At 46.9% G+C, this 26,581-nt stretch carries 27 protein-coding genes; 16 read left to right on the top strand and 11 right to left on the bottom strand.

The genetic code is table 11. The features are described 5' to 3' along the window. Window positions 1-157 precede the first annotated feature (157 nt). Together KI743_RS11915 and KI743_RS11920 are read right to left on the bottom strand one after the other, a co-directional pair. Window positions 158-2,569, bottom strand: a complete 2,412-nt coding sequence (locus KI743_RS11915; RefSeq protein WP_285466552.1) for a bifunctional aspartate kinase/homoserine dehydrogenase II — start codon at window positions 2,567-2,569, stop codon at window positions 158-160. Continuing rightward, window positions 2,569-3,753: an O-succinylhomoserine (thiol)-lyase gene (locus KI743_RS11920; RefSeq protein WP_285466554.1), complete on the bottom strand. Its 1,185-nt coding sequence runs from the start codon at window positions 3,751-3,753 to the stop codon at window positions 2,569-2,571. Before KI743_RS11920 ends, KI743_RS11915 begins: the two co-directional genes overlap by 1 nt. A 209-nt stretch (window positions 3,754-3,962) precedes the next feature. Here KI743_RS11920 and metJ point away from each other — a divergent pair, with 209 nt between their 5' ends. After that, window positions 3,963-4,283, top strand: coding sequence for a met regulon transcriptional regulator MetJ (metJ, locus tag KI743_RS11925; RefSeq protein WP_004415993.1), 321 nt, complete (start codon window positions 3,963-3,965; stop codon window positions 4,281-4,283). Window positions 4,284-4,478: 195 nt separating this feature from the next. On the opposite strand, the gene KI743_RS11930 is transcribed toward metJ, so the two are convergent. Together KI743_RS11930 and rpmE are read right to left on the bottom strand one after the other, a co-directional pair. After that, window positions 4,479-5,765, bottom strand: a complete 1,287-nt coding sequence (locus KI743_RS11930; protein ID WP_285466555.1) for a malic enzyme-like NAD(P)-binding protein — start codon at window positions 5,763-5,765, stop codon at window positions 4,479-4,481. Between the two features lie 208 nt (window positions 5,766-5,973). Beyond that, a complete protein-coding gene (gene rpmE / locus KI743_RS11935) occupies window positions 5,974-6,192 on the bottom strand; it encodes a 50S ribosomal protein L31 (RefSeq protein WP_032549979.1) in 219 nt (72 codons plus the stop codon). 323 nt (window positions 6,193-6,515) lie between these two features. Between rpmE and priA the strand changes: the two genes are divergently transcribed. The 7 genes from priA to rraA all read left to right on the top strand — a co-directional run bounded on the left by priA (window position 6,516) and on the right by rraA (window position 14,390). Continuing rightward, entirely contained in the window at window positions 6,516-8,717 is a 2,202-nt protein-coding gene (gene priA, locus KI743_RS11940) for a primosomal protein N' (RefSeq protein WP_285466556.1), read from the top strand. 234 nt (window positions 8,718-8,951) lie between these two features. Then, window positions 8,952-9,956, top strand: a complete 1,005-nt coding sequence (gene cytR, locus KI743_RS11945) for a DNA-binding transcriptional regulator CytR (RefSeq protein ID WP_032549977.1) — start codon at window positions 8,952-8,954, stop codon at window positions 9,954-9,956. A 121-nt stretch (window positions 9,957-10,077) separates the two neighbouring features. Then, window positions 10,078-10,611 (top strand): SPOR domain-containing protein, encoded by a 534-nt coding sequence (locus tag KI743_RS11950; RefSeq protein ID WP_032550059.1) that lies wholly within the window; start codon window positions 10,078-10,080, stop codon window positions 10,609-10,611. Between the two features lie 175 nt (window positions 10,612-10,786). Continuing rightward, the gene (gene hslV / locus KI743_RS11955) at window positions 10,787-11,335 is read left to right on the top strand and encodes an ATP-dependent protease subunit HslV (RefSeq protein ID WP_032549976.1); all 549 of its coding nucleotides are present in this window, start codon (window positions 10,787-10,789) and stop codon (window positions 11,333-11,335) included. A 51-nt stretch (window positions 11,336-11,386) separates the two neighbouring features. Further along, complete coding sequence (gene hslU / locus KI743_RS11960) at window positions 11,387-12,721, top strand: HslU--HslV peptidase ATPase subunit (protein ID WP_032549974.1); 1,335 nt, start codon at window positions 11,387-11,389, stop codon at window positions 12,719-12,721. A gap of 159 nt (window positions 12,722-12,880) precedes the next feature. Next, a complete protein-coding gene (locus tag KI743_RS11965) occupies window positions 12,881-13,798 on the top strand; it encodes a 1,4-dihydroxy-2-naphthoate polyprenyltransferase (protein ID WP_032549972.1) in 918 nt (305 codons plus the stop codon). Between the two features lie 73 nt (window positions 13,799-13,871). Next, entirely contained in the window at window positions 13,872-14,390 is a 519-nt protein-coding gene (gene rraA, locus KI743_RS11970; RefSeq protein ID WP_032549971.1) for a ribonuclease E activity regulator RraA, read from the top strand. A gap of 67 nt (window positions 14,391-14,457) precedes the next feature. On the opposite strand, the gene zapB is transcribed toward rraA, so the two are convergent. Next, a complete protein-coding gene (gene zapB / locus KI743_RS11975; protein WP_032549970.1) occupies window positions 14,458-14,700 on the bottom strand; it encodes a cell division protein ZapB in 243 nt (80 codons plus the stop codon). Between the two features lie 324 nt (window positions 14,701-15,024). On the opposite strand from zapB, the gene glpX reads away from it, so the two are divergent. The 3 genes from glpX (at window position 15,025) to KI743_RS11990 (ending at window position 17,254) form a co-directional block, all read left to right on the top strand. Further along, window positions 15,025-16,032, top strand: coding sequence for a class II fructose-bisphosphatase (gene glpX, locus KI743_RS11980; protein ID WP_032549969.1), 1,008 nt, complete (start codon window positions 15,025-15,027; stop codon window positions 16,030-16,032). A 148-nt stretch (window positions 16,033-16,180) separates the two neighbouring features. Beyond that, window positions 16,181-16,798, top strand: coding sequence for a metalloregulator ArsR/SmtB family transcription factor (locus KI743_RS11985; RefSeq protein WP_255229726.1), 618 nt, complete (start codon window positions 16,181-16,183; stop codon window positions 16,796-16,798). 117 nt (window positions 16,799-16,915) lie between these two features. Further along, window positions 16,916-17,254, top strand: a complete 339-nt coding sequence (locus KI743_RS11990) for a DUF3135 domain-containing protein (RefSeq protein WP_032549967.1) — start codon at window positions 16,916-16,918, stop codon at window positions 17,252-17,254. An 83-nt stretch (window positions 17,255-17,337) separates the two neighbouring features. On the opposite strand, the gene KI743_RS11995 is transcribed toward KI743_RS11990, so the two are convergent. Then, the gene (locus tag KI743_RS11995) at window positions 17,338-17,760 is read right to left on the bottom strand and encodes a DUF805 domain-containing protein (RefSeq protein WP_150893218.1); all 423 of its coding nucleotides are present in this window, start codon (window positions 17,758-17,760) and stop codon (window positions 17,338-17,340) included. Window positions 17,761-17,807: 47 nt separating this feature from the next. After that, entirely contained in the window at window positions 17,808-18,155 is a 348-nt protein-coding gene (locus KI743_RS12000; protein ID WP_032549965.1) for a 5-carboxymethyl-2-hydroxymuconate Delta-isomerase, read from the bottom strand. Window positions 18,156-18,390: 235 nt separating this feature from the next. On the opposite strand from KI743_RS12000, the gene tpiA reads away from it, so the two are divergent. Then, entirely contained in the window at window positions 18,391-19,161 is a 771-nt protein-coding gene (gene tpiA, locus KI743_RS12005; protein ID WP_032549963.1) for a triose-phosphate isomerase, read from the top strand. Between the two features lie 148 nt (window positions 19,162-19,309). Here tpiA and pfkA read toward each other — a convergent pair whose 3' ends face one another. From pfkA to KI743_RS12020, 3 genes are all read right to left on the bottom strand, one after another. Then, a complete protein-coding gene (pfkA, locus tag KI743_RS12010) occupies window positions 19,310-20,272 on the bottom strand; it encodes a 6-phosphofructokinase (RefSeq protein ID WP_032549962.1) in 963 nt (320 codons plus the stop codon). A 314-nt stretch (window positions 20,273-20,586) separates the two neighbouring features. Next, window positions 20,587-21,495 (bottom strand): CDF family cation-efflux transporter FieF, encoded by a 909-nt coding sequence (gene fieF, locus KI743_RS12015; protein WP_032549960.1) that lies wholly within the window; start codon window positions 21,493-21,495, stop codon window positions 20,587-20,589. A gap of 165 nt (window positions 21,496-21,660) precedes the next feature. Beyond that, window positions 21,661-22,170 carry a CpxP family protein gene (locus KI743_RS12020; protein WP_032549959.1) on the bottom strand — a complete coding sequence of 170 codons (510 nt, stop codon included), beginning with the start codon at window positions 22,168-22,170 and terminating at the stop codon, window positions 21,661-21,663. A gap of 183 nt (window positions 22,171-22,353) precedes the next feature. Between KI743_RS12020 and KI743_RS12025 the strand changes: the two genes are divergently transcribed. From KI743_RS12025 to trmL, 4 genes are all read left to right on the top strand, one after another. Then, window positions 22,354-23,049 carry a response regulator gene (locus tag KI743_RS12025; protein ID WP_285466562.1) on the top strand — a complete coding sequence of 232 codons (696 nt, stop codon included), beginning with the start codon at window positions 22,354-22,356 and terminating at the stop codon, window positions 23,047-23,049. Then, entirely contained in the window at window positions 23,049-24,431 is a 1,383-nt protein-coding gene (gene cpxA / locus KI743_RS12030; RefSeq protein ID WP_032549957.1) for an envelope stress sensor histidine kinase CpxA, read from the top strand. The genes KI743_RS12025 and cpxA overlap by 1 nt, the downstream gene beginning before the upstream one ends. Before the next feature lie 75 nt (window positions 24,432-24,506). Then, on the top strand, window positions 24,507-25,124 hold the full coding sequence (locus KI743_RS12035) for a superoxide dismutase (RefSeq protein ID WP_285466565.1): 618 nt from the start codon (window positions 24,507-24,509) through the stop codon (window positions 25,122-25,124). Window positions 25,125-25,200: 76 nt separating this feature from the next. Next, entirely contained in the window at window positions 25,201-25,680 is a 480-nt protein-coding gene (gene trmL / locus KI743_RS12040) for a tRNA (uridine(34)/cytosine(34)/5-carboxymethylaminomethyluridine(34)-2'-O)-methyltransferase TrmL (RefSeq protein ID WP_032549953.1), read from the top strand. A 112-nt stretch (window positions 25,681-25,792) separates the two neighbouring features. Here the strand turns inward: trmL and KI743_RS12045 are convergent, their stop codons facing one another. After that, the gene (locus tag KI743_RS12045) at window positions 25,793-26,317 is read right to left on the bottom strand and encodes an FxsA family protein (RefSeq protein WP_285466566.1); all 525 of its coding nucleotides are present in this window, start codon (window positions 26,315-26,317) and stop codon (window positions 25,793-25,795) included. Window positions 26,318-26,581: the final 264 nt, after the last annotated feature.

The following is a 26,581-nucleotide window of genomic DNA, read 5'->3' on the forward strand; positions in this document are numbered from 1 at the left end:
GGAATCTTCAAGTCGACAAGTGGGTCACAAAGCAATAATAACGTACAAAAAAGGCTGAAAAACACATTGTGCTTTCAGCCTTATTTATCTTAGTGGATAGTATGCTATTTACGCTAACAAACCATCGATCCGAGCTTTAGAATAATCGTTCTTAGTCTTAGAACAAGCTCGACATTCTGTTCAAATCAGACTGAATCGCACCAGCCGTTACCTCACGTCCTGCACCAGGACCACGAATCACCAATGGGTTATCTTTGTACCACTTACTCTCAATCGCAAAGATGTTGTCACATGGCAGCAGGTTCGCCAGGGCATGCTCTTTCGATAGCGCTTCTACACCTACTGTTGCCTTACCGTTCTTCTCAAGGCGTGCAACATAACGTAGTACCTTATGCTGCGATTGAGCCTTCTCTAGACGCTCAGCCAGCACTTCGCTCAATACTGATGCTTTATCAAAGAAGTCATCGACAGAGAGATCTTGCAGCTCTTCAGGTACCAAAGATTCCACTTTGACGTTCTCAGGTTCAATATCTAGACCAGATTCACGCGCCAGAATAACCAGCTTACGCATCACATCCGAACCATCAAGGTCAGAGCGAGGGTCTGGCTCAGTTAAGCCTTGTTGCCACGCTAGGTCCACCAATTCGCTAAATGGTACTGAGCCATCAAATTGTTGGAACAACCAAGATAGAGTGCCAGAGAAGATGCCTGACAGCGCAATGATGTCATCACCACTCTCACGCAAGTCGCGAACAGTATGATTGATCGGTAAGCCTGCACCTACTGTCGCGTTGTACAACCAATGGCGGCTGATCTTCGCGAACGCGTCTTGTACCTGATGGTAGTAATCACTCGATGCAGAGCCCGCGACTTTATTGGCTGAGATGAGGTGAATACCTTGTTGAGCGATGTCCAGATACTTATCAGCCAACACCTTGCTTGCCGTTACATCCAGAACCACAACTTCATCGTAGCCCTGAATTGAGCCCAGCTTGGTCAGCCACTCGCCGTCCGAATACTCGACTGCCTCGTCACCAAAGCGATCGACAACGGCACGAGCATCGATGCCTTGTTCGTCATACCAATAGGTTTGGCTATCCACCACCGCAACCAACTCAAAGTTCATGCCGCGACGCTTTTCTAGCTCAACCTTTTGCTCAGCGAACAGTGATAACCAGCTCGAACCGATGTTACCCTTACCACACAGCGCAATCGCAACGCGCTTCTGAGCTTGGAACAGCTGAGAGTGAATACCTTTCACTAAGGTTTCAGTTTCCGACTTACGAACGACGGCCACTAAGCTCAAACGAGATTGAGACTCTGAGATAAACTCAACCGGTGCGCTCTTAAGTTGTTGGTAGAAACCGTAGCAGTGGTTCGGGTTCTTCGTTACACCAGCACCTACCGCAGCAACCAGTGAGTAACCCTCTTTAAGTTTGATTTCCGCTTCAATCGCGTGGTCTTGGAGGTATTCAAGCGCTCCACCCGCAATCTCTTCAGTGTAGGCGAGACGCAAACAGTTTTGGTCCGCTTGCAGCTCGTAAGCCAGTGGCTCGAGCTGAGCACGCTTAAGCCCCTCAAGAACCTCACTCTCAAGGCGCTCAAAGTCATGGCCATGACCAAAGGTCAATTGAATCAGTAGGACATCGTCTAGAGACGTGATGATCTTAGCACCGCGTCCCGACGCCAATACACGCTCAATCTGAGTTGAGCCCGATTCCGGTTGATAGCTACAACGTAGGCTAAGATCCATTGCGCTCTGAGCCACAGGTTGTAAGGTGCGACTGTGGAGCACTGGCGCTGCCAAACGTGCTAGCTCGCTTGCTTCATCAAGACGCAGCAAAGGCAACAGGCATGCATCAGAGACCAATCTAGGGTCAGCACTATACACACCAGCCACATCACTCCAGATGGTCACACGATCGACTTCCGCCAATGCGCCAATCACGGTCGCTGAGTAATCCGAACCATTACGACCTAAAAGCACCGTTTCACCGGCACTGTTTTGCGCCATAAAGCCGGTAATCACTACGCGACAGTGAGCGTGTTGGGCGAGAGATTCTTTAATCAATGCGTATGAACGAGCGCGATCCACCTCTGGCTGAGCACCCGCTTCAGCACGCAGAAAGTCTCGTGCATCTTGCGCTACAGCTTGGAGGTCACTCTGACATAAAAGCGCCGCTAGTAAGCGCGACGACCACACCTCACCATGGCCTAACACAGACGCTTTTTGTGCTTCATTCAATGGCGCGGTTAATTCACCTAAAGCCGTAAATTCTCGTTGTAGGGTTGCAGTTAACTGCTCTGCTACTTCGCCCTCTAATAGTTCTGAAACCAGCTCGAGTTGGAACTGACGCAGAGATTGCAGACACTCATGAGCCAAGCGTCCATCTTTATCCAGCGCCTCTAAAAATTCGATCAATCGGTTAGTGGTTTTGCCTGCCGCAGACACCACAACCAAGTCTGTTTCACTAGAGTACTCTTTGAGAATACTGACGACACGCTGATAGCACTCAGGGTTTGCCAAACTGCTACCACCAAATTTATGCAATTGGCGAAAGTTAGCCATTACTTGCTCTCCCCGTTATCGATGAACTGCTGCGCTTTGGCAAAGGCTTGTTCAAGGTCAGCAATCAGGTCTTCTGCATCTTCAAGGCCTACCGATAGTCTCAGAAGCTGATGAGACACACCCGCTTCCGCTAGAGCTTCTTCGCCCATTGCTCGGTGTGTCATCGAAGCAGGGTGACAAATCAAGCTCTCGACACCCCCCAAAGACTCTGCCAATGAAAACAGCTCTAGCTCACCAACAAAGTGTTTCAACGCCTCGAAAGAACCAGCAAATTCAAAACTCAGCATAGACCCAAAACCAGACTGCTGCTTCTTAGCAATCTCATGACCTGGATGCTCAGGCAGGCTCGGGTGGTAAATGGTATCAACCAAAGGTTGTTTCTGTAGCGCCGTTAGAATCTCACGAGAGCTCTCTTCATGAACACGCATACGCGCACCTAGCGTACGAATACCACGCAGCGTCATGTAGCTATCAAATGGTGTCCCCGTTGCACCAATACAGTTGCCCCACCAAGCCAGCTCTTCAGCGTGCTCTTCGGTTTTGGTAATCACTACGCCGCCGATCACATCTGAGTGACCATTGATGTACTTAGTCGTTGAGTGGATAACAAAGTCAGCACCAAGCTCTAGAGGCTTTTGGAACACAGGAGTCAAGAAGGTGTTATCAACCGCCACCAGCGCACCCACCTCTTTTGCCTTGCGGCAGGTTTCTTCAATGTCGACGACACGTACCAGTGGGTTTGATGGCGTTTCCAACAAGATCAATTTAGGCTTGAGTGCGATCGCTGCATCGAATGCGGCTTGCTCCGATTGATCGACAAACAGAACCTTAAAGTCACCCTTTTTTGAGCGTGTATTGAAAAGACGATAAGTACCACCGTAGCAGTCGTGTGGTGCCACGATCAGATCATCGCTACCAAGGAAAGCGGAAACCCAAAGGTTTAATGCAGAAGTACCACAATTGGTCACAACTGCCCCCTTACCAGACTCCAATTCAAACAGGGCTGTTTCTAGCAAGCCACGGTTTGGGTTACCTGAGCGAGTGTAATCATACTTAGGCACTTCACCAAAAGCGGGAAAACCGTAGTTAGTCGACAGATAAATTGGTGGAACAACGGCATGATGTTGAGTGTCTGACTCGATACCAGTACGTACGGCGATGGTTGCTGGTTTCCGGCTGCTCATAGGTGTTTCCTTACAGGTTTTGGCGTCTGAGAATCACAGCAGCTTGTCGGGGTTTTGCGGCTGTGTTAGATATATGTTATTCACTTTACTTTCATAAGAATGAGACGTCAACACTTCTAGACGTCTATATGTCTTTGCTTATGGCGGTAAATCCCGCTAAAATCCCCCCTATTAATTTAATCTAACAACTAAAGTGATGAAGGTACGCAATGGCCGACTGGAATGGTGAATACATAAGCCCATATGCTGAGCATGGGAAGAAAAGCGAACAAGTAAAGAAAATTACAGTTTCTATCCCTCTAAAAGTGTTAAAGGTTCTAACTGACGAGCGTACCCGCCGCCAGATTAACAACCTACGCCATGCAACAAACAGTGAGCTGCTATGTGAAGCCTTTCTGCATGCATATACTGGCCAGCCTCTACCAACAGATGAAGACCTGCGTAAAGACCGCCCAGACGATATCCCAGCAGAAGTGAAAAAGCTGATGACAGAGATGGGTATCGAGTTCGAAGCGTTTGACGAAGAATAATCATAACTCAGTCACTACCTTCAACATTTGATTCGCTTTAGCTGAGCCATATCGATTGCCGAAATCATCTAGCATGAATTTCAGGCATAAAAAAACCGACTCCAGATGAGTCGGTTTTTTATTGTTCTCTTCGCTCTACTAAATGACGATTACGCCATCCAGTCTCTATGCCATATGCTTCTATGCCATATGCTTCTATGCCATATAGTTTGCTGGCATCTCAATACGAGCCACACCTGAATCAACCGCCGCCTGAGCCACTGCTTTTGCTACACGAGGCAGTAGACGTGGGTCCATTGGCTTAGGAATGATGTAGCCTTTACCAAACTCAAGTGCCTCGGCACCTGCTGCTTTTAGTACGTCTGCAGGTACTTCTTCTTTCGCAAGTTCACGAATCGCTTCCACTGCCGCTAGCTTCATTGCATCGTTGATTTCGCTTGCACGAACATCAAGAGCACCACGGAAGATGAATGGGAAACACAGAACGTTGTTTACTTGGTTCGGATAATCACTACGGCCAGTACCCATGATAAGGTCGCTACGAACTTCGTGAGCAAGCTCTGGCTTAATCTCTGGATCTGGGTTAGAACACGCGAATACGATCGGCTTGTCAGCCATCAACTTCAGCGATTCTGCTGGTAGCAGGTTAGGGCCCGACACACCTAGGAATAGGTCTGCACCTTCAATAACGTCTTCTAGAGTACGCTTGTCAGTGTTGTTCGCGAACAGCTGCTTGTATTCGTTCAGATCGTCACGACGAGTGTGAATCACGCCTTTACGATCTAGCATGTAGATCTTCTCACGCTGCGCGCCACACTTGATCAGCAGTTCCATACACGCAACTGCCGCTGCACCTGCACCCAAACAAACAATCTTACACTCTTCCAGCTTCTTACCTTGAAGCTCAATCGCGTTCAGCATACCCGCAGCTGTTACGATCGCCGTACCGTGCTGGTCATCGTGGAATACAGGGACATCACAACGCTCGATTAGGCGGCGTTCAATTTCAAAACAGTCTGGTGCTTTGATGTCTTCTAGGTTGATACCACCGAATGTATCGGCAATATTCGCTACTGTATCTACGAACTCATCGATTGTGCGGTGTTTTACTTCAATATCGATAGAATCTAAACCTGCAAAACGCTTAAACAGTAGCGCTTTACCTTCCATTACTGGTTTAGAAGCAATAGGACCTAGGTTACCTAGGCCAAGAATCGCTGTACCGTTAGAGATAACTGCAACCATGTTGCCTTTACCTGTGTACTTATAAACGTTATCCACGTTCTGTGCGATTTCACGAACTGGCTCAGCCACACCTGGGCTGTAAGCAAGGGCCAGATCTTCTGCAGAATTTGCAGACTTTGTCAGTTCAACGGCAATTTTGCCAGGAATTGGGAACTCATGATAATCAAGAGCTTGCTGACGGAATTGTTCTTGAGGTGATAGTTCTTCAGATTGAGCTTGGAGAGTGTCATCAGACATGGGTGTAGGTTTCCTAGAATATTATTATTTGGGGGAATCCATTTTATATTAATGGATGTACTTCAAAGTTCCTAGGTGGTAAAGCCCCCTGTCTCATTAAAAAACGAGAATTCACTACTAATAAGACCAGTGCCCAGTTGAAATTACTAAACGCCAGATAACAAAAAAGGACACCGAAGTGTCCTTTTTCATGTCTACTAAGCGAGAATTACTTCTTGCTAGATAGAGCACCGAAACGCTTGTTGAAGCGATCTACACGGCCGCCTGTATCAACGATACGTTGCTTACCAGTGTAGAATGGGTGACATTTGTCACATACGTCTAGGTGGATAGAATCTTTACCTAGAGTAGAGTTGAATTCAAATGTGTTGCCGCAAGAGCAAGTAGCTGTTACAGCTTTGTATTCTGGGTGGATACCAACTTTCATGGGAAAACCTCAATTAGGCCGTGTCGCCATCCGATTCTAAGCCGGACACCACACGTTGTTAAAAAATAGATTAAAGACACCGCATCTCACGAAAACGTGATGAAGCCATACCTTTAAGGCGCCGTATAGTAATGAATCTGTGAGGCAGGATCAACCAGTTTGGATGATTTTTTCGCCACTATTGCATGATTTCTTCTTTTATTGCCTTTTTATGCTTTGCATAACTCCATCACCGACTTTGGCAAACAAACTGCTTCTCGAATTTAGCGTCCTTATCCTTTAGACTGGTCGCCCTGCACTCTCCAGAATTAACAAGCGAATTTATGCGTCCAACGATTGCCCGAGTGGCTCTGCCAATCCCCTTAGATAGACAGTTTGACTACAAAATCCCAGGTCATTTGTTTCCTATCATTGGTGGGCGCGTCTCGGTTCCTTTTGGCCGCCAAACTCTGACAGGCATTGTCACTGCTTTAGTCAATGAATCTGAGTTTGAATTCGACAAGCTTAAACCGATTAAAGCCCTACTCGACAATCAACCCGTATGGCCTGACTCGGTATACTCCTTGTTGGTATGGTGCAGCCAGTTCTATCAATACCCGTTAGGCGAAACCTTTGCTAACGCCCTGCCAAGCGCATTGCGTAAAGGTAAACCTGCAGACTTCGCGACACTGGTCGAGTGGCAAATCACACCACAGGGTAAAGATCAGTTAATGCAAGGCTTTGGACGCGCAGTCAAACAGGCCAAAGTAATGCACTTGCTTGAGAATGGCCCTGTTCCGCATCAAGAGTTTATTGACCAAGAGATCTCAAGCTCAGTACTCAAAACCCTTGAAGAGAAAAGTTGGATAGAGTCCCGCGAGAAAAAACCGACGCGTTATGCATGGCCGAGCGATCTTGAAAACGACCAAGACAAGCCAAAGCTCAACGAAGAGCAAGCTATCGCGATTGCGACAGTCAATAGCCAAACCGACTTTGGCTGCTTCCTATTAGAGGGTGTTACGGGTTCGGGCAAAACAGAAGTTTACCTAAATATGATTAAGCCGGTGCTAGAGCAAGGCAGACAAGCCTTAGTTTTGGTTCCTGAAATCGGCCTGACCCCGCAGACCATCAACCGCTTTAAAAAACGCTTTAACGTACCGATTGAAGTTGTACATTCAGGGTTAAATGACTCTGAGCGCCTAAACGCATGGCTATCTGCTCGCGATAAGATCGCAGGCATTGTAATTGGCACTCGCTCGGCTCTGTTTACGCCATTTGCTGACCTTGGCATTATTATCGTTGATGAAGAACACGATGCCTCTTATAAGCAACAAGACAGCTTACGCTACCATGCTCGTGATGTGGCGATTATGCGCGCCCACAAAACGCAGATTCCAATTGTGCTTGGCTCAGCAACCCCTGCATTTGAAACCCTACACAACGCGCAAGTTGGCAAGTATGGCCATCTGACATTGAGCTCACGTGCGGGTTCAGCCGTACCAACCACTAACAAGGTTCTGGATGTTAAGGGGGAGTACCTTGAGAGCGGCTTATCGGCCTCATTGATTGCTGAGATGCAAAGACACCTCAAGTACGGTAACCAAGTGATGCTGTTCTTAAACCGTCGTGGCTTCTCTCCAGCATTGATGTGCCATGACTGCGGTTGGACGGCAGAGTGTAAGCGCTGTGATGCCTACTACACCTATCACCAATACAGTAATGAGATGCGCTGCCACCATTGTGGCTCTCAGCAGCATATCATTCATAACTGCCAAGGGTGTGGCTCGGCTAATCTAGTGACCGTAGGTGTTGGCACCGAGCAGCTAGAAACACAGCTTGGGCAGTTGTTCCCTGAATACAAAACCATACGAATTGACCGCGACAGTACCCGTCGCAAGGGCAGCCTAGAGAATGCCTTAGAATCGATTCGCCGTGGTGAGTACCAGATTCTTATTGGCACCCAGATGCTTGCCAAGGGACACCACTTTCCGGACGTAACTCTGGTAGCACTGCTCGACGTCGATGGTTCGCTCTACAGCAGTGACTTTCGAGCCTCAGAACGCCTAGCTCAACTGTTTATTCAAGTTGCAGGCCGTGCTGGACGTGCAAGTAAGCCTGGCGAAGTGATTCTGCAGACTCATCACCCAGAACACGGGTTGCTGCAAGCGTTGCTGCATAAAGATTACAACCACTTTGCTCAGACTGCGCTCGCCGAGCGTAAACAAGCGATGCTACCGCCCTATACCTTTATGACGCTATTCCGCGCGGAAGCCAATGATCCACACCTTGTCGAAGAGTTCTTAAGACAGGTGCGCCACACCTTGGAATCACACCCACTGTTTGATCAGTTCTGCATGGTGCTTGGGCCCACTCCAGCACCGCTAGCCAAGCGTGCTGGAAAGTCGCGTTGGCAGTTGATTTTGCAAACCCAAACTCGCTCACTTATGCAGAAGTTACTCATGAGTGCAAAACCTGCGATAAATATGTTACCACTCGCAAAAAAGGTACGTTGGTCGCTCGACATTGAGCCGCAAGATCTCAGCTAAACCTTACTGGCTTAAAATTACTGATAGGTTTATTCACAGAAATTTCATATTTATCGTGAGCAACTTCACACTAGTCATGTGATTTTTGTTAATCTAGCCGTAACTTTGTATCGGCTAAACACATAAAATATTGCAATAAAAAAAGTGTTAGCAACACTTTCATAATATCAATCAATTATATAATTATTCACGCCTTAGTCAGAGGCAATAAAGGAATTAGAGAGGGTTTAATTTATGGCGACAATGAAGGATGTTGCCCAGTTGGCAGGTGTCTCAACAGCGACGGTATCACGAGCGCTAATGAACCCTGAAAAAGTATCGGTGACCACTCGAAAGCGAGTTGAAACAGCGGTACTCGAAGCTGGATACTCACCCAACACTTTAGCTAGAAACTTACGTCGCAACGAATCTAAAACCATCATCACCATCGTTCCTGATATCTGTGATCCCTACTTCGCTGAAATCATTCGCGGTATTGAAGACGCTGCCGTTGAAAACGACTACTTGGTTCTTCTAGGTGATAGCGGACAGCAGAAAAAACGTGAGAGCTCGTTTGTAAACTTGGTCTTCACCAAGCAAGCCGACGGTATGCTACTACTCGGAACTGATCACCCATTCGATGTTAGCAAAGCGGAGCAGAAAAACCTGCCACCAATGGTTATGGCGTGTGAGTTCGCCCCAGAGCTTGAACTACCAACGGTACACATCGACAACCTGACCTCGGCATTTGAAGCGGTGAACTACCTAGCTCAGCTGGGTCACAAGCGCATCGCTCAGATCTCAGGCCCGACATCAGCGACTCTCTGTCAATTCCGCCAACAAGGCTATCAGCAAGCCCTACGCCGTGCAGGAGTTACCATGAACCCAGCCTACAGCACGGTCGGTGACTTTACCTTTGAAGCGGGTGCTCAAGCGGTTCGCCAACTACTTGCACTGCCAGAGCAACCAACCGCTATCTTCTGTCACAATGACGCGATGGCAATTGGTGCGATTCAAGAAGCGAAGAAGCTAGGTCTGCGCGTTCCGCACGATCTATCGATTGTCGGCTTCGATGATATTCAATTCGCACAATACTGCGATCCACCGTTGACGACGATTTCTCAGCCTCGCTACGAAATTGGACGTCAGGCGATGCTGATGATGCTTGATATGCTCAAAGGCAATGATGTTCAAGCCGGTTCTCGTCTGCTTGAAGCGAAACTGGTCGTTCGTGGAAGTACGGCGCCACCACGCATTTAATCCATGAAAATAGACTCATAAATCTGCGGCACATTTTGATGTGCCGCTTCCATTTCTACACTATTATCCTCGCGCATTCTGGATTACCATGGGTGCAGAATCACCAACATTTGAAAGACTTGTGGCTAATAGAGATTATGTAAAGCGCGGTCGTGGAAATAAACGCACGGCTAAAAAACCTGCCCCTCGCCGAAAACCATGGCGCAGTGGTCTTTTGGCGATCTTACTGGCCGGTGGCTTTGGCTACGGCTTGTATCTGTTGAGCAATGATCCTGAGCCACCACCGCCGACTGTGGTGACTAAGCCCAAACCAAAACCTAAGCCAGCTAAGGTTATCCCGCCTCCACCCGAAGAAAAGTGGGATTACGTAGAGACCTTACCAAGCCGCGAAGTTGAAGTGAAAGCCAAAGAGCAAGAGGTTTCTAAAGTACCATACATCATGCAATGTGGCGCTTACAAGACATCCGCTCAAGCTGAAGCGCGTAAACTCGACATCGCCTTCCAAGGCATCTCAAGCGATATCCGCAAGAAAGAAGGCAGCAGCTGGTACCGTGTGGTACTTGGCCCTTACAAACTTAAGCGTGATGCTGAGCGTGATCGCCATAAGCTACAAAGAGCCAAAATCGAGCCTTGTGCGATTTGGAAAGACCAATAGATTCCGTAATGAAAACCTCCGCTTTCGGAGGTTTTCTGTTTTTTGAGCCCCCACCGTTTTCTACTGCCCTATCGGTATAAATTGCCCTACATCTACCATGGCAACTTGAATTCTCAGCAGGCCATCCTCATATTGTTTTTATACCCAAAGATAAAAAGATAAAGAGGCCCTACTCGTGACTACCATTGTATCTGTACGTCGTAATAATAAAGTCGTCATCGCGGGTGATGGACAAGTATCTCTAGGCAACACCGTAATGAAGGGCAATGCCCGTAAAGTACGTCGCCTATACAATAATAAAGTACTGGCAGGTTTCGCTGGCGGTACGGCAGATGCTTTCACGCTATTCGAAAAATTTGAAAGCAAGCTGCAAATGCACCAAGGCCACCTAACCAAAGCTGCCGTTGAGCTGGCGAAGGATTGGCGTAGTGATCGCGCTCTGCGCAAGCTAGAAGCCCTATTGGCTGTTGCCGATGAGACGGCATCTCTGATCATCACTGGTAACGGTGACGTAGTACAGCCAGAGCACGACCTAATCGCAATTGGCTCAGGCGGCAACTTTGCACAAGCAGCGGCGACAGCCCTACTAGAAAATACCGATTTAGATGCACGTGAAATCGCAGAGAAGGCGCTAACTATTGCAGGCGACATCTGTGTGTTCACCAACCATCACCACACTGTTGAAGAACTAGAAAGCACCGTTGAGCTACCGAAGCCGGAATAAGACTCAAACCTATATTGCACCCAACAGTGATTTAAGAATTAAGGAATAGACATGTCTGAAATGACCCCTCGTGAAATTGTTCATGAACTGAACCGCCACATCATTGGCCAAGAAAACGCGAAGCGCTCTGTGGCTATCGCCCTACGTAACCGCTGGCGTCGTATGCAGCTAGAAGAGAGCCTGCGTGTTGAGGTTTCTCCTAAGAACATTCTGATGATCGGTCCAACCGGTGTGGGTAAAACTGAAATTGCTCGCCGCTTAGCGAAACTTGCAAACGCACCTTTCATCAAAGTAGAAGCGACTAAGTTCACTGAAGTCGGCTACGTGGGTAAAGAAGTAGAGACCATTATCCGTGACCTGACCGACGTTGCGATCAAGATGACTCACCAACAAGCGATGGAGAAAGTAAAATTCCGCGCTGAAGAGCAAGCTGAAGAGCGTATCCTTGATGCCCTTCTTCCACCTGCTCGTGACGCTTGGGGTCAAAACGAACAAGCAGATGAAGGTTCATCAAACACGCGTCAGATTTTCCGCAAAAAACTGCGTGAAGGTAAGCTAGACGACAAAGAGATCGAAATCGATGTTGCGGCACCGCAGATGGGCGTTGAAATCATGGCGCCTCCAGGCATGGAAGAGATGACTAACCAGTTGCAAGGCATGTTCCAAAACCTTGCTGGCGATACCAAGAAAAAGCGCAAGCTGAAAATCAAAGATGCATTCAAGGCACTGACTGAAGAAGAAGCGGCAAAGCTTGTTAACCAAGAAGAGCTGAAAGAGAACGCAATCTACAACGTTGAGAACAACGGTATTGTGTTTATCGATGAGATCGACAAGATCTGTAAGCGTGGTGATAGCTCGGGTCCAGATGTGTCTCGTGAAGGCGTTCAGCGTGACCTACTGCCTCTTATCGAAGGTAGCACAGTATCGACTAAGCACGGCATGGTGAAAACAGACCATATCCTGTTTGTTACTTCGGGCGCATTCCAAGTGGCTAAGCCATCAGATCTGATCCCTGAGCTACAAGGTCGTCTACCAATCCGTGTTGAACTTGAAGCGCTATCAAGCCACGACTTCAAACGTATCCTAACTGAGCCAAAAGCGTCTCTGACTGAGCAGTATATCGCTCTAATGAAGACAGAAGAGGTGGACGTTGAGTTCACTGAAGACGGCATCACTCAGATCGCAGAAGCAGCATGGCAAGTTAACGAAACGACTGAGAACATCGGTGCACGTCGTCTACACACGGTAATGGAACGTCTAATGGATGAGATTTCATTCGAAGCGACAGACAAAGCGGGCAGCAAGCTAGTAATTGATGCTGGTTACGTGAAGTCTAAGCTAGGCGAATTCGTTGAAGACGAAGACCTAAGCCGCTTCATTCTGTAGCACAAAAATATCCAACTTGTTGCTCTAACGCAAAGAAACAGCAAGCTGATAACCGATTTCAAGGCCCACTCTCGAGTGGGCTTTTTATTACCTAAAAAATGAGCGTATACTCGAAATACGGTATGACACAGTGTCCTTACAACGACAAATAGACCTACGATGAAACAATCTCTACTGATTTGGCTTGATGCCGCACGACCAAAAACTCTGCCTCTCGCACTCGTCTCTATTCTTACAGGAAGTAGTTTAGCGTTCGCTAGCGATCAGTTTTCTCTCTCCATTGCTTTGTTGGCTTTTCTCACCGCGACCTTACTGCAGATCCTTTCCAACCTCGCCAATGACTATGGCGACGCGGTAAAAGGCACCGACAATGATAAACGTCTAGGCCCAATGCGCGCAATGCAGTCGGGTGCTGTCTCAGCCGCAACCATGAAGCAAGCCATCATCCTAAACATTGTGTTTACCATGATTGCTGGGCTTATCTTAATTTTCCACGCCCTATCCTCTATTGAGAGTATTCTCTCTTTCATCGGTTTGGGTGTGCTGGCGATTGCAGCCGCGATTGCCTACACCGTCGGTAATAAGCCTTATGGTTATATCGGCTTAGGCGACCTATCGGTATTCATCTTCTTTGGTCTGCTTGGTGTATCCGGGACTTACTTCCTGCACACAGGGCATATCGAACCAAGCCTATTCTTACCCGCTTTGGGCTGTGGCTTGATGGCGGTGGCCGTACTTAACATCAACAATATGCGTGACATCGAAAACGACAGTGAGTGTGGTAAACGCACCATGGCAGTTAGACTAGGACAGCGCAAAGCCAAGCAGTATCATTTTGTGCTCCTGAGCGTGGCAGTAATTGCCTTTGCCAGCTACCTGCTTATTCAAGATAAACCCGCTTGGATTAGCCTGCCGTTTTCACTGAGCATCATCACTGTTTACAAACATGGTAAGGCGGTTTGGGATACGGACAAACCCGCACAAATCGCACCTATGATGCCAGTTATCGTCAAATGCTCTCTAGTGACTAACTTATTGTTTGCTGGTGTTGTTGTAGCTCAAACTCTATTGACATAATTCAGACTAATCATTGCAAAGGGATCGAGCACCGATATACTCAAAGTAAGCTCATTGTTCAAAAGGTACGCGAATGGAATACAACACTTCAGCACTGTGCGACATCTATCTAGACCAAGTGGATGTCGTAGAGCCGATGTTCAGCAACTTTGGTGGAAGAGCCTCCTTTGCTGGACAGATCACGACACTCAAATGTTTCGAGGACAACGCGCTGATCCGCTCTGTGCTAGAACAAGACGGCTTGGGTCGTGTGTTGTTGATTGACGGTGGTGGCTCACTGCGTAAAGCGCTGATTGATGCAGAGTTGGCACTGCTAGCCGAAGACAATGAGTGGGAAGGTATCGTGGTGTATGGCTGCGTTCGCGAAGTAGACGAACTAGAAGATATGAATCTCGGTATTCAAGCCCTTGCTTCTATTCCAGTTGGTGCTGTACAAGATGGCGTCGGCGAAGTCGATGTTCCAGTCAACTTTGGCAGTGTTAGCTTCCTACCTGAAGATTACCTCTATGCCGATAACACCGGCATCATTCTGTCACCAGAGCCACTCGATGTAGAGTTCGAGCTTGATGCAGAAGACGATGAGAACGAATAGTTGATACAAAAATGCCCGCTAACAAGCGGGCATTTTTTTCATCAGCGTTTATCGCAGCAAAAGTGGATTACTCAACTTCGTCCATCTTGCCTAGTAGGCTGCGAATGCGATCTTGCCATGCTGCATGCTCTTGCTGCATTTGCTGAGTTTTTTGCTCTAGCTCTTCACGGCTTGCTTTTAGCTCACCAGCTTCTGTCGCTAGCTGCTGCTTCTCTTCTTTTAGCTCTTCTACTTCCATTTGCAGAAGTGCAATAGTATCAACTGCTGTTTGAATTTTTGCTTCTAGTTGCTCTAGTACTTCAAAAGACATTCTGGCCTACCTTTAAGTTATCCATTTGATGTTGAAGGTTCACTCCACTTATTGCCCCATTCTACTCAGCAGAGCACGGATAAACACTCTATATCTTCGATATTTTGCGCCATTCGATGAAAAAAACATCGCTTTTTACCGAATATTGACGTTAATTGTGCCAGCACTATTACCTAACTGATTATTTCAGTGAATATTTTAAAATTTCAGCTCTGCTTTGATCGTAAGCAAAGCCACAAAAGCAAAAAAGCAAACGTTTCCTTTGAACTATGGTAAAATCCGCCGCGAAATTTCTATTCCCCCTTTGAAAATTTTGGAGTCCGCATGAAACGCGATTTAGCAATGGCATTTTCTCGTGTCACTGAAGGTGCAGCACTAGCAGGTTATAAATGGCTTGGCCGTGGTGATAAAAACGCTGCCGATGGTGCCGCAGTAGAAGTCATGCGCAGCCTGCTCAACAAAACCGAAATCAGCGGTGAAATCGTGATTGGTGAAGGCGAAATCGATGATGCTCCGATGCTATACATCGGTGAGAATGTCGGTGTTGGTGGTGATGCCGTTGATATCGCCGTTGACCCAATCGAAGGGACACGTATGACGGCTATGGGCCAGTCAAACGCACTGGCTGTACTAGCAGCGGGTGAAAAAGGCAGCTTCTTAAAAGCGCCTGACATGTACATGGAAAAACTGGTTGTTGGCCCTGGAGCTAAAGGTGCTATCGACCTAGAAAAGCCACTAAAAGAGAACCTAGAGAACATCGCTAAAGCACTGGGCAAATCTCTAGATACGCTTGTGGTAACCACGCTAGCTAAACCTCGTCACGACCAAGTGATCGCAGAAATGCAAGCGATGGGCGTGCGCGTATTTGCTGTGCCAGACGGTGATGTCGCCGCTTCTATCCTAACATGTATGCCAGACAGCGAAGTGGATGTGATGTACTGCATTGGTGGCGCGCCAGAAGGTGTGGTATCAGCAGCAGTAATTCGCGCACTAGATGGCGACATGCACGGTCGTTTGCTGCCACGTCATGAAGTGAAAGGCGACAACGAAGAGAACCGTAAGCACGGTGAACTGGAACTTGAGCGTTGTGCTGAAATGGGCGTAACTGCAGGTGTGGTTTTAAAGATGGAAGACATGGCGCGCAGCGATAACGTCGTATTCTCGGCAACGGGCATCACTAAAGGTGATCTGCTAGAGGGCATCACTCGCCAAGGCAACATTGCAACCACAGAGACTCTGCTGATTCGTGGCCGCTGTCGTACAATTCGTCGCATCAAGTCGATTCACTACCTTGAGCGCAAAGACCCAGAAGTGATCGGTCACATTCTTTAATAACGACCACCACGTAAACTTTGTTCAAGGCCAGCACTTTAATGCTGGCCTTTTCTTTTTATAACGATGCTGTCAAGTGGCTATAGTAAATGGTTTGCTTTATAAATGCCTTGCCTCATAATAGTAGTGTTCATGAGGTAGGGATAGTATGAAAACAAGCGACAGAATTTTACACACCATTAAGCGCCATGGAGCCGTTACTGCTAAGCAGCTCGCACAAGAGTTTGGCATGACCACCATGGGAGCAAGGCAGCATCTCCAAAGCCTAGAAGATGATGGTATTCTGGCGTTTCATGACGTTAAAGTAAAAGTCGGTCGCCCAACGCGCCACTGGTCTCTAACCCAACAAGGACACAATCAGTTTTCTGATCGTCACGGTGAACTGACCATTCAAGTTATCGATGCCGTTGAGAACCTGTTTGGAAAAGAAGGCCTTGCCAAAGTCGCTGCAGAGCGCGAGCAATCAACTCTTAAGCAGTACCAACAAGCCTTAGTCAATTGTGATGATCTTCTTAGCAAACTCCAAACCCTCACCCAGCTGCGTGAAGATGAAGGCTACATGGCCGAGCTGCACGATGAAGGCGATCACTACGTCTTGATTGAAAACCACTGCCCTATCTGTAAAGCCGCGACACGCTGTCCAAGCTTGTGCCAATCAGAGCTAAATGTGTTTACCGAGCTGCTCAAAAATGACTGCAATATCAGTCGTTCCGAACACATTATTGCGGGTGAGCGTCGCTGTACATACACCGTGATTCCGTTTTAGTGCTGTCGACCGTTACTGTCTCAAATTTGAGAAGAACACAAACTGAACAAAAAATAACCAAATTTCTTTCTTAAGCTTAAGGCATCTCACTCACGATGCATCACTAAGGAAAGAAAGATGGGACATCCTCAACCCGATCTCAAACTGCCCCCTTTCGATGAATTGGTTGAACTTGCTCAGCGAGATCCGAATGCGTTCAACCAACTCAAGCATGACATGTGTGAGCAGATGATTTGCTCTGCTTCTCACATCATGCAAGACAGACTGCGCGCCCAACAGAGCCACATCGACTTAGTGGTCAGCCGCTGCAAAAACCCTCACCAAACCAACGTTGTGTTAATGCGAGAGTTGCGTTGTCAGGTCTGCAAGTTTCAGGAAGCACTTCAGGGCAACAATTCGAACTCAGAGCCACCACAAGCGACCATCATCGCATTTAAACCAAGAAACACCGACTAACCCTTAGGGAACCGATACAAAAAAGGAGGCGATATGCCTCCTTTTTCTTTCTAAATACTTTTTAGCTTAATGCTTCTCTGCAGTTACTGCGGTTCGTCACCGTAATCATTACGACCTTCAGTGCCCTTCAAAAAGCCACACTCAACCAGAATCCATAAGCCACACACCAATGCAGCGACCGTTGCCACCATATGAATTGGCGAAACAGTTTCAGCGGTTGGTGTCGCCATTGGCGATGCTAAACGCCCCAAAACTAAAGGCACATTCAGTAGCAGCCACATGTTTGATTTATTGCGGTCATGCCAGCGTTTTGCCGTGACTGCCAAATCAGGAATCACCAACATCAGTAAGAAGATTGGCAATAAGATGTATGAGTATGCAGGGAACAACACAGAGATACCGGAGGCAAAGCCCGTAATCGCAACGTAGTAAAATACGTTCCAAATCCAGTAGGTTTTACGGCTGATTCTTCCTTGGAAGGAAAACAGTAACTCTTTCATCGACATCTTAAACACACTCTAATTTGGGATGCGGCCAAAATGGGCTGCAAAAATTAATTAATCACTTTTTGAAAACTGTTGATGTCCATATCGCGAATGTTCACTGTCAGACTTCTTACATGGCTTGCTTGCTCTTGCAGCACCACCATTAATGCTCGTGACAATTCTCTTTTCTGCTCATCAGTGCGGCCAGAAAGTAACTCGAAGCTGATATGAATAAAGTCCACACTGTCGTCCTCTTCCCCTACCAACCAATTGTGGCAACGCAGAGAACGAGATTTGACAGAAGGCGCATCAAACAATCCACAGTGTAATGCAACTTGATGGAGATCTTCTAGCAAACCTTGTACATTCACTCGCTCATCCACCGAGTTTGAGTACTCAAGAACTAAATTTGGCATGGTTACTTCCTATTCTTCACGCAATCGTTTGTCCTTTAATATCAATTAACCGTGAAAAATCCGAGGAGTTCACTATTATTCTGTCTGTTGGATCACTGATATCTGTCTATTATCTACTCTGACCAATCGATAAGATCCCATAAAGACATGACCACAATCATGATCTAACGCGTTTTATCTGTTATATTCTTACGAAGATTTTTTACATTAATTGATTAAATACGGAGATATTCCTATGCGTCGTCCTGTAGTGATGGGTAACTGGAAACTTAACGGTAGCAAAGCAATGGTAACTGAGCTGCTAACTGGTCTTAACGCTGAACTTGAAGGCGTTGAAGGTGTAGACGTAGCAGTAGCTCCACCAGCACTTTACATCGATCTAGCTGAGCGTCTTATCGCAGAAGGCGGTAACAAAATCATCCTAGGTGCACAGAACACTGACCTAAACAACAGCGGTGCTTTCACTGGCGACATGTCTCCAGAAATGCTGAAAGACTTCGGTGCTTCTCACATCATCATCGGTCACTCTGAGCGTCGTGAATACCACAACGAATCAGACGAGTTCGTTGCTAAGAAATTCAAATTCCTACAAGAGAACGGCCTGAAGCCAGTTTTCTGTATCGGTGAATCTGAAGCGCAAAACGAAGCAGGCGAAACTGAAGCAGTATGTGCACGTCAAATCAACGCAGTTATCGACGCTTACGGCGTTGAAGCTCTAAACGGCGCAATCATCGCTTACGAACCAATCTGGGCTATCGGTACTGGTAAAGCAGCAACAGCTGAAGATGCACAACGCATCCACGCTTCTATCCGTGCAATGATCGCTGAAAAAGATGCAGCAGTAGCTGAGCAAGTAATCATCCAATACGGTGGTTCTGTTAAGCCAGAAAACGCTGAAGCTTACTTCGCACAACCAGACATCGACGGTGCTCTAGTTGGCGGTGCAGCTCTTAACGCAGCTGGTTTCGCAGCTATCGCTAAAGCAGCAGCTAAAGCAAAAGCTTAATTTAGACTTCTCAGTTTAAATTGAAGAAAGGGTCAACTCAGGTTGGCCTTTTTTATTGCCTGTCATCCAAGCCTAACTTTCTAATATTCAGGCATAAAAAAACCGCTGACAACGCAGCGGCTCTTTACATTTTTAGACCAAGACCGGCTTAGAATAGCTCTTCAGCAACCTTGAATAGGTCTGAACGATCTGGGTTTTTCATGTTTTCGATACAGTCGATGATATCGTGGTGAACAAGCTGCTCCTTCTCGATACCAACACAACGGCCACCGTGACCTTCTTGAAGTAGGTGAACTGCGTAGTTACCCATGCGAGAAGCCAATACACGGTCGAATGCTGTTGGGCGACCACCACGTTGGATATGACCAAGAACCGTTGCACGAGTCTCACGACCCGTCGCCGCTTCGATCTCTTTCGCTAGCTCATTTGCATCCATCATTAGCTCAGTAAGCGCGATGATTGCGTGCTTCTTACCTTTCGCAATACCGTCTTGGATGTTTTGGATAAGCTGCTCTTTATCTAGACCTGTTTCAGGCGTGATGATGTATTCACAACCGCCAGCAATCGCAGACATTAGGGTTAGGTCACCACAGTGACGACCCATGATTTCAACGATAGAGATACGTTGGTGTGAAGATGAAGTATCACGTAGACGGTCAATGTTATCGATAACTGTGTTCAGTGCAGTTAGGTAACCGATTGTGTAGTCAGTACCGGCGATATCGTTATCGATTGTGCCTGGCAGACCGATACATGGGTAACCCATTTCAGTTAGCTTCTTCGCACCCATGTAAGAACCGTCACCACCGACAACAACAAGTGCTTCAATGCCGTGTTTTTTCAGGTTTTCGATACCTTTTTGGCGAACTTCAACTTCTTTGAACTCAGGGAAACGTGCAGAGCCTAAGAAAGTACCACCACGGTTGATCACGTCAGAGACGCTAGAGCGATCTAGCTTCTGGATACGATCTTCAACCAGACCTAGGTAGCCATCGTAAATGCCGTAAACTTCGATACCAGCAGACAACGCTGTACGAACAACACCACGAACTGCTGCGTTCATACCAGGTGCGTCACCGCCACTTGTTAAAACACCGATTTTCTTAATCATGCTCACCCTCAATATTTGGGAATTTATTATTCAATTCTTGCTCTTGCTGATTGTATATCAACAAGATTTTAAATCTATATTTGTGCGCTATGTTACATTTCCTCAACAGGAATACCACTCAAATCGCACAAAATTATGTAACTTTTCTACTTCTGTAGGAGTATTACAGTTTTACTCAATAACTTTGTTGATTCACATCAGAATCAACATTAATTGTTATTGGCTGATTTTTATATCACCAAAGTATTAGTGAATTTTAGTCAATGTAGCCCAAAAATCCCCCACTTACCATTTAGACCAAGTCGAGTCTCTCGCTACCAAGATTGAAACTTTTGTTGCTTCTCTGGGCCAAATACCACCGAATATGGATCTTGGTGGATCAGTACATCAGCATCCGGGAAAACCGACAACAACTTGTCCTCAACTTCATCGGAAATGCGATGCGCTTCAATAAGTGGCATCTCATCTTGCAGCTCTAAATGCAGTTGAATAAAACGCACTGGACCTGAGCGTCGAGTTCTTAATTGATGAACCCCTAAAACCCCTTCAATACTCAACGCAGCTTCCTTAATTTGAGTCAACTCTTCATCGGGTAGTTTTCTATCGAGCAGAGACTGAATCGCCTCCATTGCCATCTGGTAAGCGCTATAAAGAATATAGCCGCCAATTGCTACAGCAAAAATAGGGTCGGCATGGCTAAAGCCAAGCCAGCTCAAGCCTAGAGCCAACATAATGGCAGCATTCATGTAAAGGTCAGATTGATAATGGAGAGAATCTGCTGCGATGGCTTGGCTGCCGGTTTTCTTCACCACGTGTTGTTGGAAACGAACCAGAGCAAAGGTCACAAAGATGGCAAACAAACTCACATAGATACCCAGCTCTGGTGAGTTAAGCTCTTGAGGTCTAAAGAAGCGTTCGACGCCGTTTAAGATAAGGAAACAGGCCGATCCAGAGATAAACATCGCCTGTGCCAACGCCGCCAATGATTCGGCCTTACCATGACCGAAGGTATGTTCCCTATCAGCGGGTTGCAGCGAATAACGCACCACCAAGAGATTGACTAACGAGGCGGCGATATCGAGCAGTGAGTCGACTACCGAGGCCAAGAGACTCACCGAACCTGTCACCCACCAAACGGCAACTTTTACGACCAATAAGAAGGTCGCGACGATAGTGGCTGCCCAAGCCGCAAGTGTCACAAGACGAGCGTATTCTGCTTTCATATTCTGACTATTGTTTGATCTATTGCACAAAGTATAACCTGACAACAACCGATTGAATATGACAGTCAATCACTTAAATTTTTGTAATCGCGATCAAAAAAAGCGACGCATGGTCGCTTCTTTCGTTTTGCTCATCTAACTCACGTGTGGTGTCACGCTCAATGATTAGCTGTCTTTGTTAGCACGCTTTTCCATCTTCTCTACACACTTAGCCATACGCTCTTGTTGCAGTTCAGTAAACTTTGTTTTTTGCTCAGGAGTCAGTACGCTCATCATTTCGTGCTGTTTTTTCAACATAGCAACACGACGCTCAGTCTGTTTCTCCACCATTTGGCTAGCCAGTTCGTTCGCTGCTGCTTCATCGAAGGTATCTGCCAGAACCAATGCTTGAACCTGTTCACGGTGTGCCTTCATCTCAGCCATTTTTTCAGCTTTGTTCGCAGAACGCTTCTCTTTCATCGCCGCTCGGTCTGCTTCGCGCATCTCTTTAAGTTGGTCTTTTTGTGCATCTGTTAGGTCTAGTTGACGCATGATTTTCTTATCGAAGCCACCGCATTTACCGTGCATACCTTTATGGCCACCTTTGTCGCCACCACCATACGCATACGCACTTGCTGTACCAAACACTAGTGGAAGAGCTGCAGCTGCTAGTACAAGTTTCTTAGTCATTTTCATAATCTTTGCCTCAAATTGGTATAATCATTTGTGTGTCTGCGTCTGTTGGTCAGCGCTTGAGTATAGAATAGAAGCTCACACGTAAAGCAACGTGTAGAAAGCGTAAAGAATCGTAAAGAGTGCAAATTGACGAATAGTTAGCAGTTATTATTTAGGTGTAAACAACACAACAAGGTTCTCCCTATGGCAAATATCCTTCTTATTGATGACGACACGGAACTGACCAGTCTGTTAAAAGACATTTTAAGCTTTGAAGGCTTTACAGTAACGGAAGCCAACGATGGCTACGCCGGTCTCGAAGCCATCAATAACGACATCGACCTTGTCTTATTAGATGTGATGATGCCTAAGCTCAATGGGATGGAGACCCTCAAGAAGTTGCGTGAGTCCTGGGAGACCCCTGTATTAATGCTGACAGCGAAAGGTGAAGAGATCGACCGCGTGATTGGACTCGAGCTAGGTGCTGATGACTACCTACCAAAGCCATTCAGTGATCGTGAACTGCTGGCGCGCATTCGTGCCATCTTGCGACGCACTCAATCAAACGGCAGCACAGAGAAAACAACCAGCAGCGACTGTGTCCGCTACCAAGACTTGGCGGTGTATCCAGGCAAGCAAGAAGCTTACTGTAACGAGCAACTGCTGGATCTCACCACCACCGAGTTCGCCTTGTTGAGCCACCTGATTCAAAACCCGGGACAAGTGATCACCAAGGAATCACTCAGTTTAGATGTTCTCGGAAAAAGATTGGCTGCTTTTGACCGAGCTATCGATATGCACATCTCTAACTTGAGAAAGAAAGTTCCAGAACGCCCTGACGGCAAAGCACGCATTAAGACCCTGCGTGGCCGTGGCTACCTATTTGTTGAGGAAGATTAATGCGCTTACCTAAAATCACCAGCTTATATGGACGTATCTTTGCTATTTTTTGGTTCACCATGTTACTGGTGCTTTTATCAGTGCTCTCTCTGCCACACCTAGATCCACGCGTTGCACGAGATGTTCCTGCAGAACACTACGATAAACTCACTCGTATCGCTAAGGCGACCGAAAAGCGCTTCGCAGGTGAAGACAACCTTGGCAAGATTGTTTTTCAGCTTGAGGGACCACCTCGCAGCCGCAAAGATTCTCGCCCACGCATCTACCTGACCGATTTAGATGGCAGTGTCTTAACCACCAAGCGCCACTCTAACTACAAGGTCAAAGCGATCCGCAACTTTGTGACCACCATTGATAACCCAGAAGTACCCAAGCAGAAACTGTATGGTCATTACATGGTGGCAGGCCCGGTTCCAGTGGTATTGGCCAATGAAGACCTGATGATGTACGTCAGTGTTAAATGGAATCAACCACCACCTTTCTTATTAAGACTGTTCGATAAACCACTGCAGCTGCTCCTCGCGGTAATGCTTGCCAGCACCCCGCTGCTATTATGGCTGGCTTGGGCACTCAGCCAGCCAGCTCGACGACTAGAACGCGCCGCTCAACGAGTAGCGAAAGGCGAGTTTGAGGTCGACCCAACCCTTGAAAAAGGGACTTCTGAGTTCCGCCAAGCTGGGGAAAGCTTCAACCAGATGGTCGAGGCCGTTAATCAGATGATCTCTGGGCAACAGCGATTGCTTTCAGACATCTCACATGAACTGCGATCCCCTTTAACACGCCTAAGAATGGCCAATGCACTCGCTATTCGTAAGCAGGGCGAAAGCCAAGAGTTGGAGCGTATTGATACTGAAGCGCAGCGATTGGAGCAGATGATCAGTGAACTGCTGACATTGTCGCGTATGCAGGTTGACAGCCACATCACACGTGAGATTCAGCCACTTTCGAGCCTATGGGAAGAGATCCTAAAAGATGCGGAATTCGAAGCAGAGCAGATGAGCAAAAGCCTCACCTTCTCTGAGATTCCAGAACGTTCGATCTCAGGTAACCCTAAGCTATTGATGAGCGCGCTTGATAACATCATCCGCAATGCCATCTACTATGGTAAAGATAAGGTCGATGTACAGATGAGCGTCAAGCAAGACCAACTGACGATTCAGGTCAATGATAATGGTGATGGCGTCCCAGAGGCGGAGCTTGAATCAATATTCCGACCATTCTATCGAGTATCGACAGCGCGTGATCGAAACTCCGGAGGCACAGGGCTAGGACTAACCATCACTGAAAGTGCGATTCGTCAGCATAGTGGTACCATCACAGCCAGTCGAAGCTCATTGGGTGGATTGCAGGTCGAAATTACTCTGCCGATCATACCTTTGTAATAACCCTACAAAGATCTAGTTGATAATGGATCTCATTATCATTAAGGTAAATCCTCTAATTAAGGAGGATTTATCATGTCACACACCTTTCCAGAACTGCCATACGCTTACGATGCTTTAGAGCCTTACATTGATGCTAAAACAATGGAGGTTCACTACAGCAAGCACCACAGAACCTATTACGATAAGTTCATGGCAGCGATTTCAGGTACCGATTTAGAGACACAGCCTCTCACAGAAATTTTTGCCAGCATCTCTAAGCACTCACCAGCAGTACGTAATAACGGTGGTGGCTACTACAACCACATCCTTTACTGGAACTGCATGTCTAAAGATGGTGGCGGCGAACCGAGTGGTGATCTAGCCAAAGACATTCTTGCAACGTTTGGTGACTTAGAGAGCTTTAAAGATCAGTTCGCTCAAGCCGCTATCAACACCTTTGGCTCGGGCTTCGCTTGGCTTGTCGTTAAAGATGGTGCGCTGAAAATCGTCTCTACGTCTAACCAAGATAACCCTTGGATGGACGCAGTAGATAGCCAAGGTGAGCCAATTCTAGCGCTCGACGTTTGGGAACACGCTTACTACATCAGCTACCAGAACCGCCGCCCTGACTACATCAATGCATGGTGGAATGTCGTGAACTGGGATGCCGTTGCAGAAAACTACGCACAGGCATTAGCAAACAAAGCGTAATCGTTCGGTGGCAACTGTACTCACTCAGCCTGCCACCGTATACTCAAGCTACTTTTTATCTATCTAGTGAACCAGTATGTTTGATATCGCGCTTTACGAACCTGAAATTGCACCTAACACGGGTAACATCATTCGCCTTTGTGCTAACTGTGGTGCCAACCTACACCTGATTGAACCGCTCGGTTTTGATTTAGAAGAGAAAAAGGTACGCCGCGCTGGTTTGGACTACCACGACCTCGCTCGCGTAAAGCGCCACAAGAACCTTGAAGCATTTCTAGAGTATCTAGAGAACGAACGCGAAGGTGAATTCCGCATCTTCGCCTGCACGACAAAAACCACAGGCCATCACGTAGATGCGAAGTTCCAACAAGGTGATGTTCTGATGTTTGGTCCAGAAACGCGTGGCCTACCAGCAGAGTTGATTGAGAGTATGCCGATGGAGCAGCGTATCCGCATTCCAATGATGCCAGACGCTCGCAGCCTGAACCTATCAAATGCGGTTGCGATCATTGCATTTGAAGCGTGGCGACAAATGGGCTTTGAAGGCGCAGTTTAAGTAAGAGCAATCGACTTAGACGACAGTGCTCTCAAGCGACAATAAAAAAGGCTCTCTCCTTTTGTTCTAGTAAAGAATAAAGGAGAGAGCCTTTTTGATGATGAGATAGATACTAGTTCAAACGGTTACGATCGTTGTCGTCGTCTTTCTTCTCAAATTCACCTTCGAAAGTATTGCCACCTTTTGATTGGTCAAATGGGTCGCGGTTGAATGGATCATCTCCAAATGGACTCTGACCAAAGCCAGCATGACCACCGGCGTGGAATCCACCAGATACATTCTTAACGACCATTTTTTCCATCAGCTTTTTTGCGATTGCTGCACGTGGTGCTGGCAGTAGTACCAACATACCTAACGCATCGGTCATAAAACCCGGCGTTAATAGCAGTACACCCGCTACAGCAAGCATCACGCCTTCAAGGATTTGTTGCGCTGGCATCTCACCCTGCTGCAAACGACCCTGAACCGACATTAAAGTCTGGATCCCTTGGCTACGCACCAGAGATGCACCAACAAATGCTGTCACTAATACCAAGGCGATAGTTGGCCACAATCCTAAGAAGCCACCAACTTGAATAAATAAGCCGATCTCAATGATAGGCACAAAGATAAACAGTAATAATAAGATAGGAAACACAAGCCCTCCTTTGTTGTGTTCAGTGTACGTTGAAAGCTCTCACGAACTCAAATTTATCCTGTAAATAAGCGTGTCCCGCCCTCAAAAAATAGTTTGCACAAGATTGACGAAACAAAAGCAAAAAAGGTGATCAACTTACTATTTTTATGCGCTAGGTACAGTATTATGTGCCACATAAGTCAGGACGGATTTATCAGCCTAAAATTCTGGTGAACGGAGTTTCGCGTAAAGAATAGGCTAATAACTAATTATATTATCAGAATA

The sequence above is a fragment of the Vibrio sp. D420a genome (genome assembly GCF_030248625.1).
Taxonomy (GTDB): domain Bacteria; phylum Pseudomonadota; class Gammaproteobacteria; order Enterobacterales; family Vibrionaceae; genus Vibrio; species Vibrio fortis_A.

Bases quoted from the DNA above. Each gene is read 5' to 3' on its own strand.
- metJ (WP_004415993.1), top strand. From the start codon at position 3,963: ATGGCCGACTGGAATGGTGAATACATAAGCCCATATGCTGAGCATGGG.
- hslU (WP_032549974.1), top strand. From the start codon at position 11,387: ATGTCTGAAATGACCCCTCGTGAAATTGTTCATGAACTGAACCGCCAC.
- KI743_RS12000 (WP_032549965.1), bottom strand. From the start codon at position 18,155: ATGCCAAATTTAGTTCTTGAGTACTCAAACTCGGTGGATGAGCGAGTG.
- rpmE (WP_032549979.1), bottom strand. From the start codon at position 6,192: ATGAAAGTTGGTATCCACCCAGAATACAAAGCTGTAACAGCTACTTGC.
- KI743_RS11920 (WP_285466554.1), bottom strand. From the start codon at position 3,753: ATGAGCAGCCGGAAACCAGCAACCATCGCCGTACGTACTGGTATCGAG.
- tpiA (WP_032549963.1), top strand. From the start codon at position 18,391: ATGCGTCGTCCTGTAGTGATGGGTAACTGGAAACTTAACGGTAGCAAA.
- rraA (WP_032549971.1), top strand. From the start codon at position 13,872: ATGGAATACAACACTTCAGCACTGTGCGACATCTATCTAGACCAAGTG.
- glpX (WP_032549969.1), top strand. From the start codon at position 15,025: ATGAAACGCGATTTAGCAATGGCATTTTCTCGTGTCACTGAAGGTGCA.
- KI743_RS12020 (WP_032549959.1), bottom strand. From the start codon at position 22,170: ATGAAAATGACTAAGAAACTTGTACTAGCAGCTGCAGCTCTTCCACTA.
- KI743_RS11990 (WP_032549967.1), top strand. From the start codon at position 16,916: ATGGGACATCCTCAACCCGATCTCAAACTGCCCCCTTTCGATGAATTG.
- KI743_RS11965 (WP_032549972.1), top strand. From the start codon at position 12,881: ATGAAACAATCTCTACTGATTTGGCTTGATGCCGCACGACCAAAAACT.
- KI743_RS11915 (WP_285466552.1), bottom strand. From the start codon at position 2,569: ATGGCTAACTTTCGCCAATTGCATAAATTTGGTGGTAGCAGTTTGGCA.
- KI743_RS11985 (WP_255229726.1), top strand. From the start codon at position 16,181: ATGAAAACAAGCGACAGAATTTTACACACCATTAAGCGCCATGGAGCC.
- KI743_RS12025 (WP_285466562.1), top strand. From the start codon at position 22,354: ATGGCAAATATCCTTCTTATTGATGACGACACGGAACTGACCAGTCTG.
- zapB (WP_032549970.1), bottom strand. From the start codon at position 14,700: ATGTCTTTTGAAGTACTAGAGCAACTAGAAGCAAAAATTCAAACAGCA.
- KI743_RS11995 (WP_150893218.1), bottom strand. From the start codon at position 17,760: ATGTCGATGAAAGAGTTACTGTTTTCCTTCCAAGGAAGAATCAGCCGT.
- KI743_RS12035 (WP_285466565.1), top strand. From the start codon at position 24,507: ATGTCACACACCTTTCCAGAACTGCCATACGCTTACGATGCTTTAGAG.
- cytR (WP_032549977.1), top strand. From the start codon at position 8,952: ATGGCGACAATGAAGGATGTTGCCCAGTTGGCAGGTGTCTCAACAGCG.
- cpxA (WP_032549957.1), top strand. From the start codon at position 23,049: ATGCGCTTACCTAAAATCACCAGCTTATATGGACGTATCTTTGCTATT.
- KI743_RS11930 (WP_285466555.1), bottom strand. From the start codon at position 5,765: ATGTCTGATGACACTCTCCAAGCTCAATCTGAAGAACTATCACCTCAA.
- fieF (WP_032549960.1), bottom strand. From the start codon at position 21,495: ATGAAAGCAGAATACGCTCGTCTTGTGACACTTGCGGCTTGGGCAGCC.
- pfkA (WP_032549962.1), bottom strand. From the start codon at position 20,272: ATGATTAAGAAAATCGGTGTTTTAACAAGTGGCGGTGACGCACCTGGT.
- trmL (WP_032549953.1), top strand. From the start codon at position 25,201: ATGTTTGATATCGCGCTTTACGAACCTGAAATTGCACCTAACACGGGT.
- priA (WP_285466556.1), top strand. From the start codon at position 6,516: ATGCGTCCAACGATTGCCCGAGTGGCTCTGCCAATCCCCTTAGATAGA.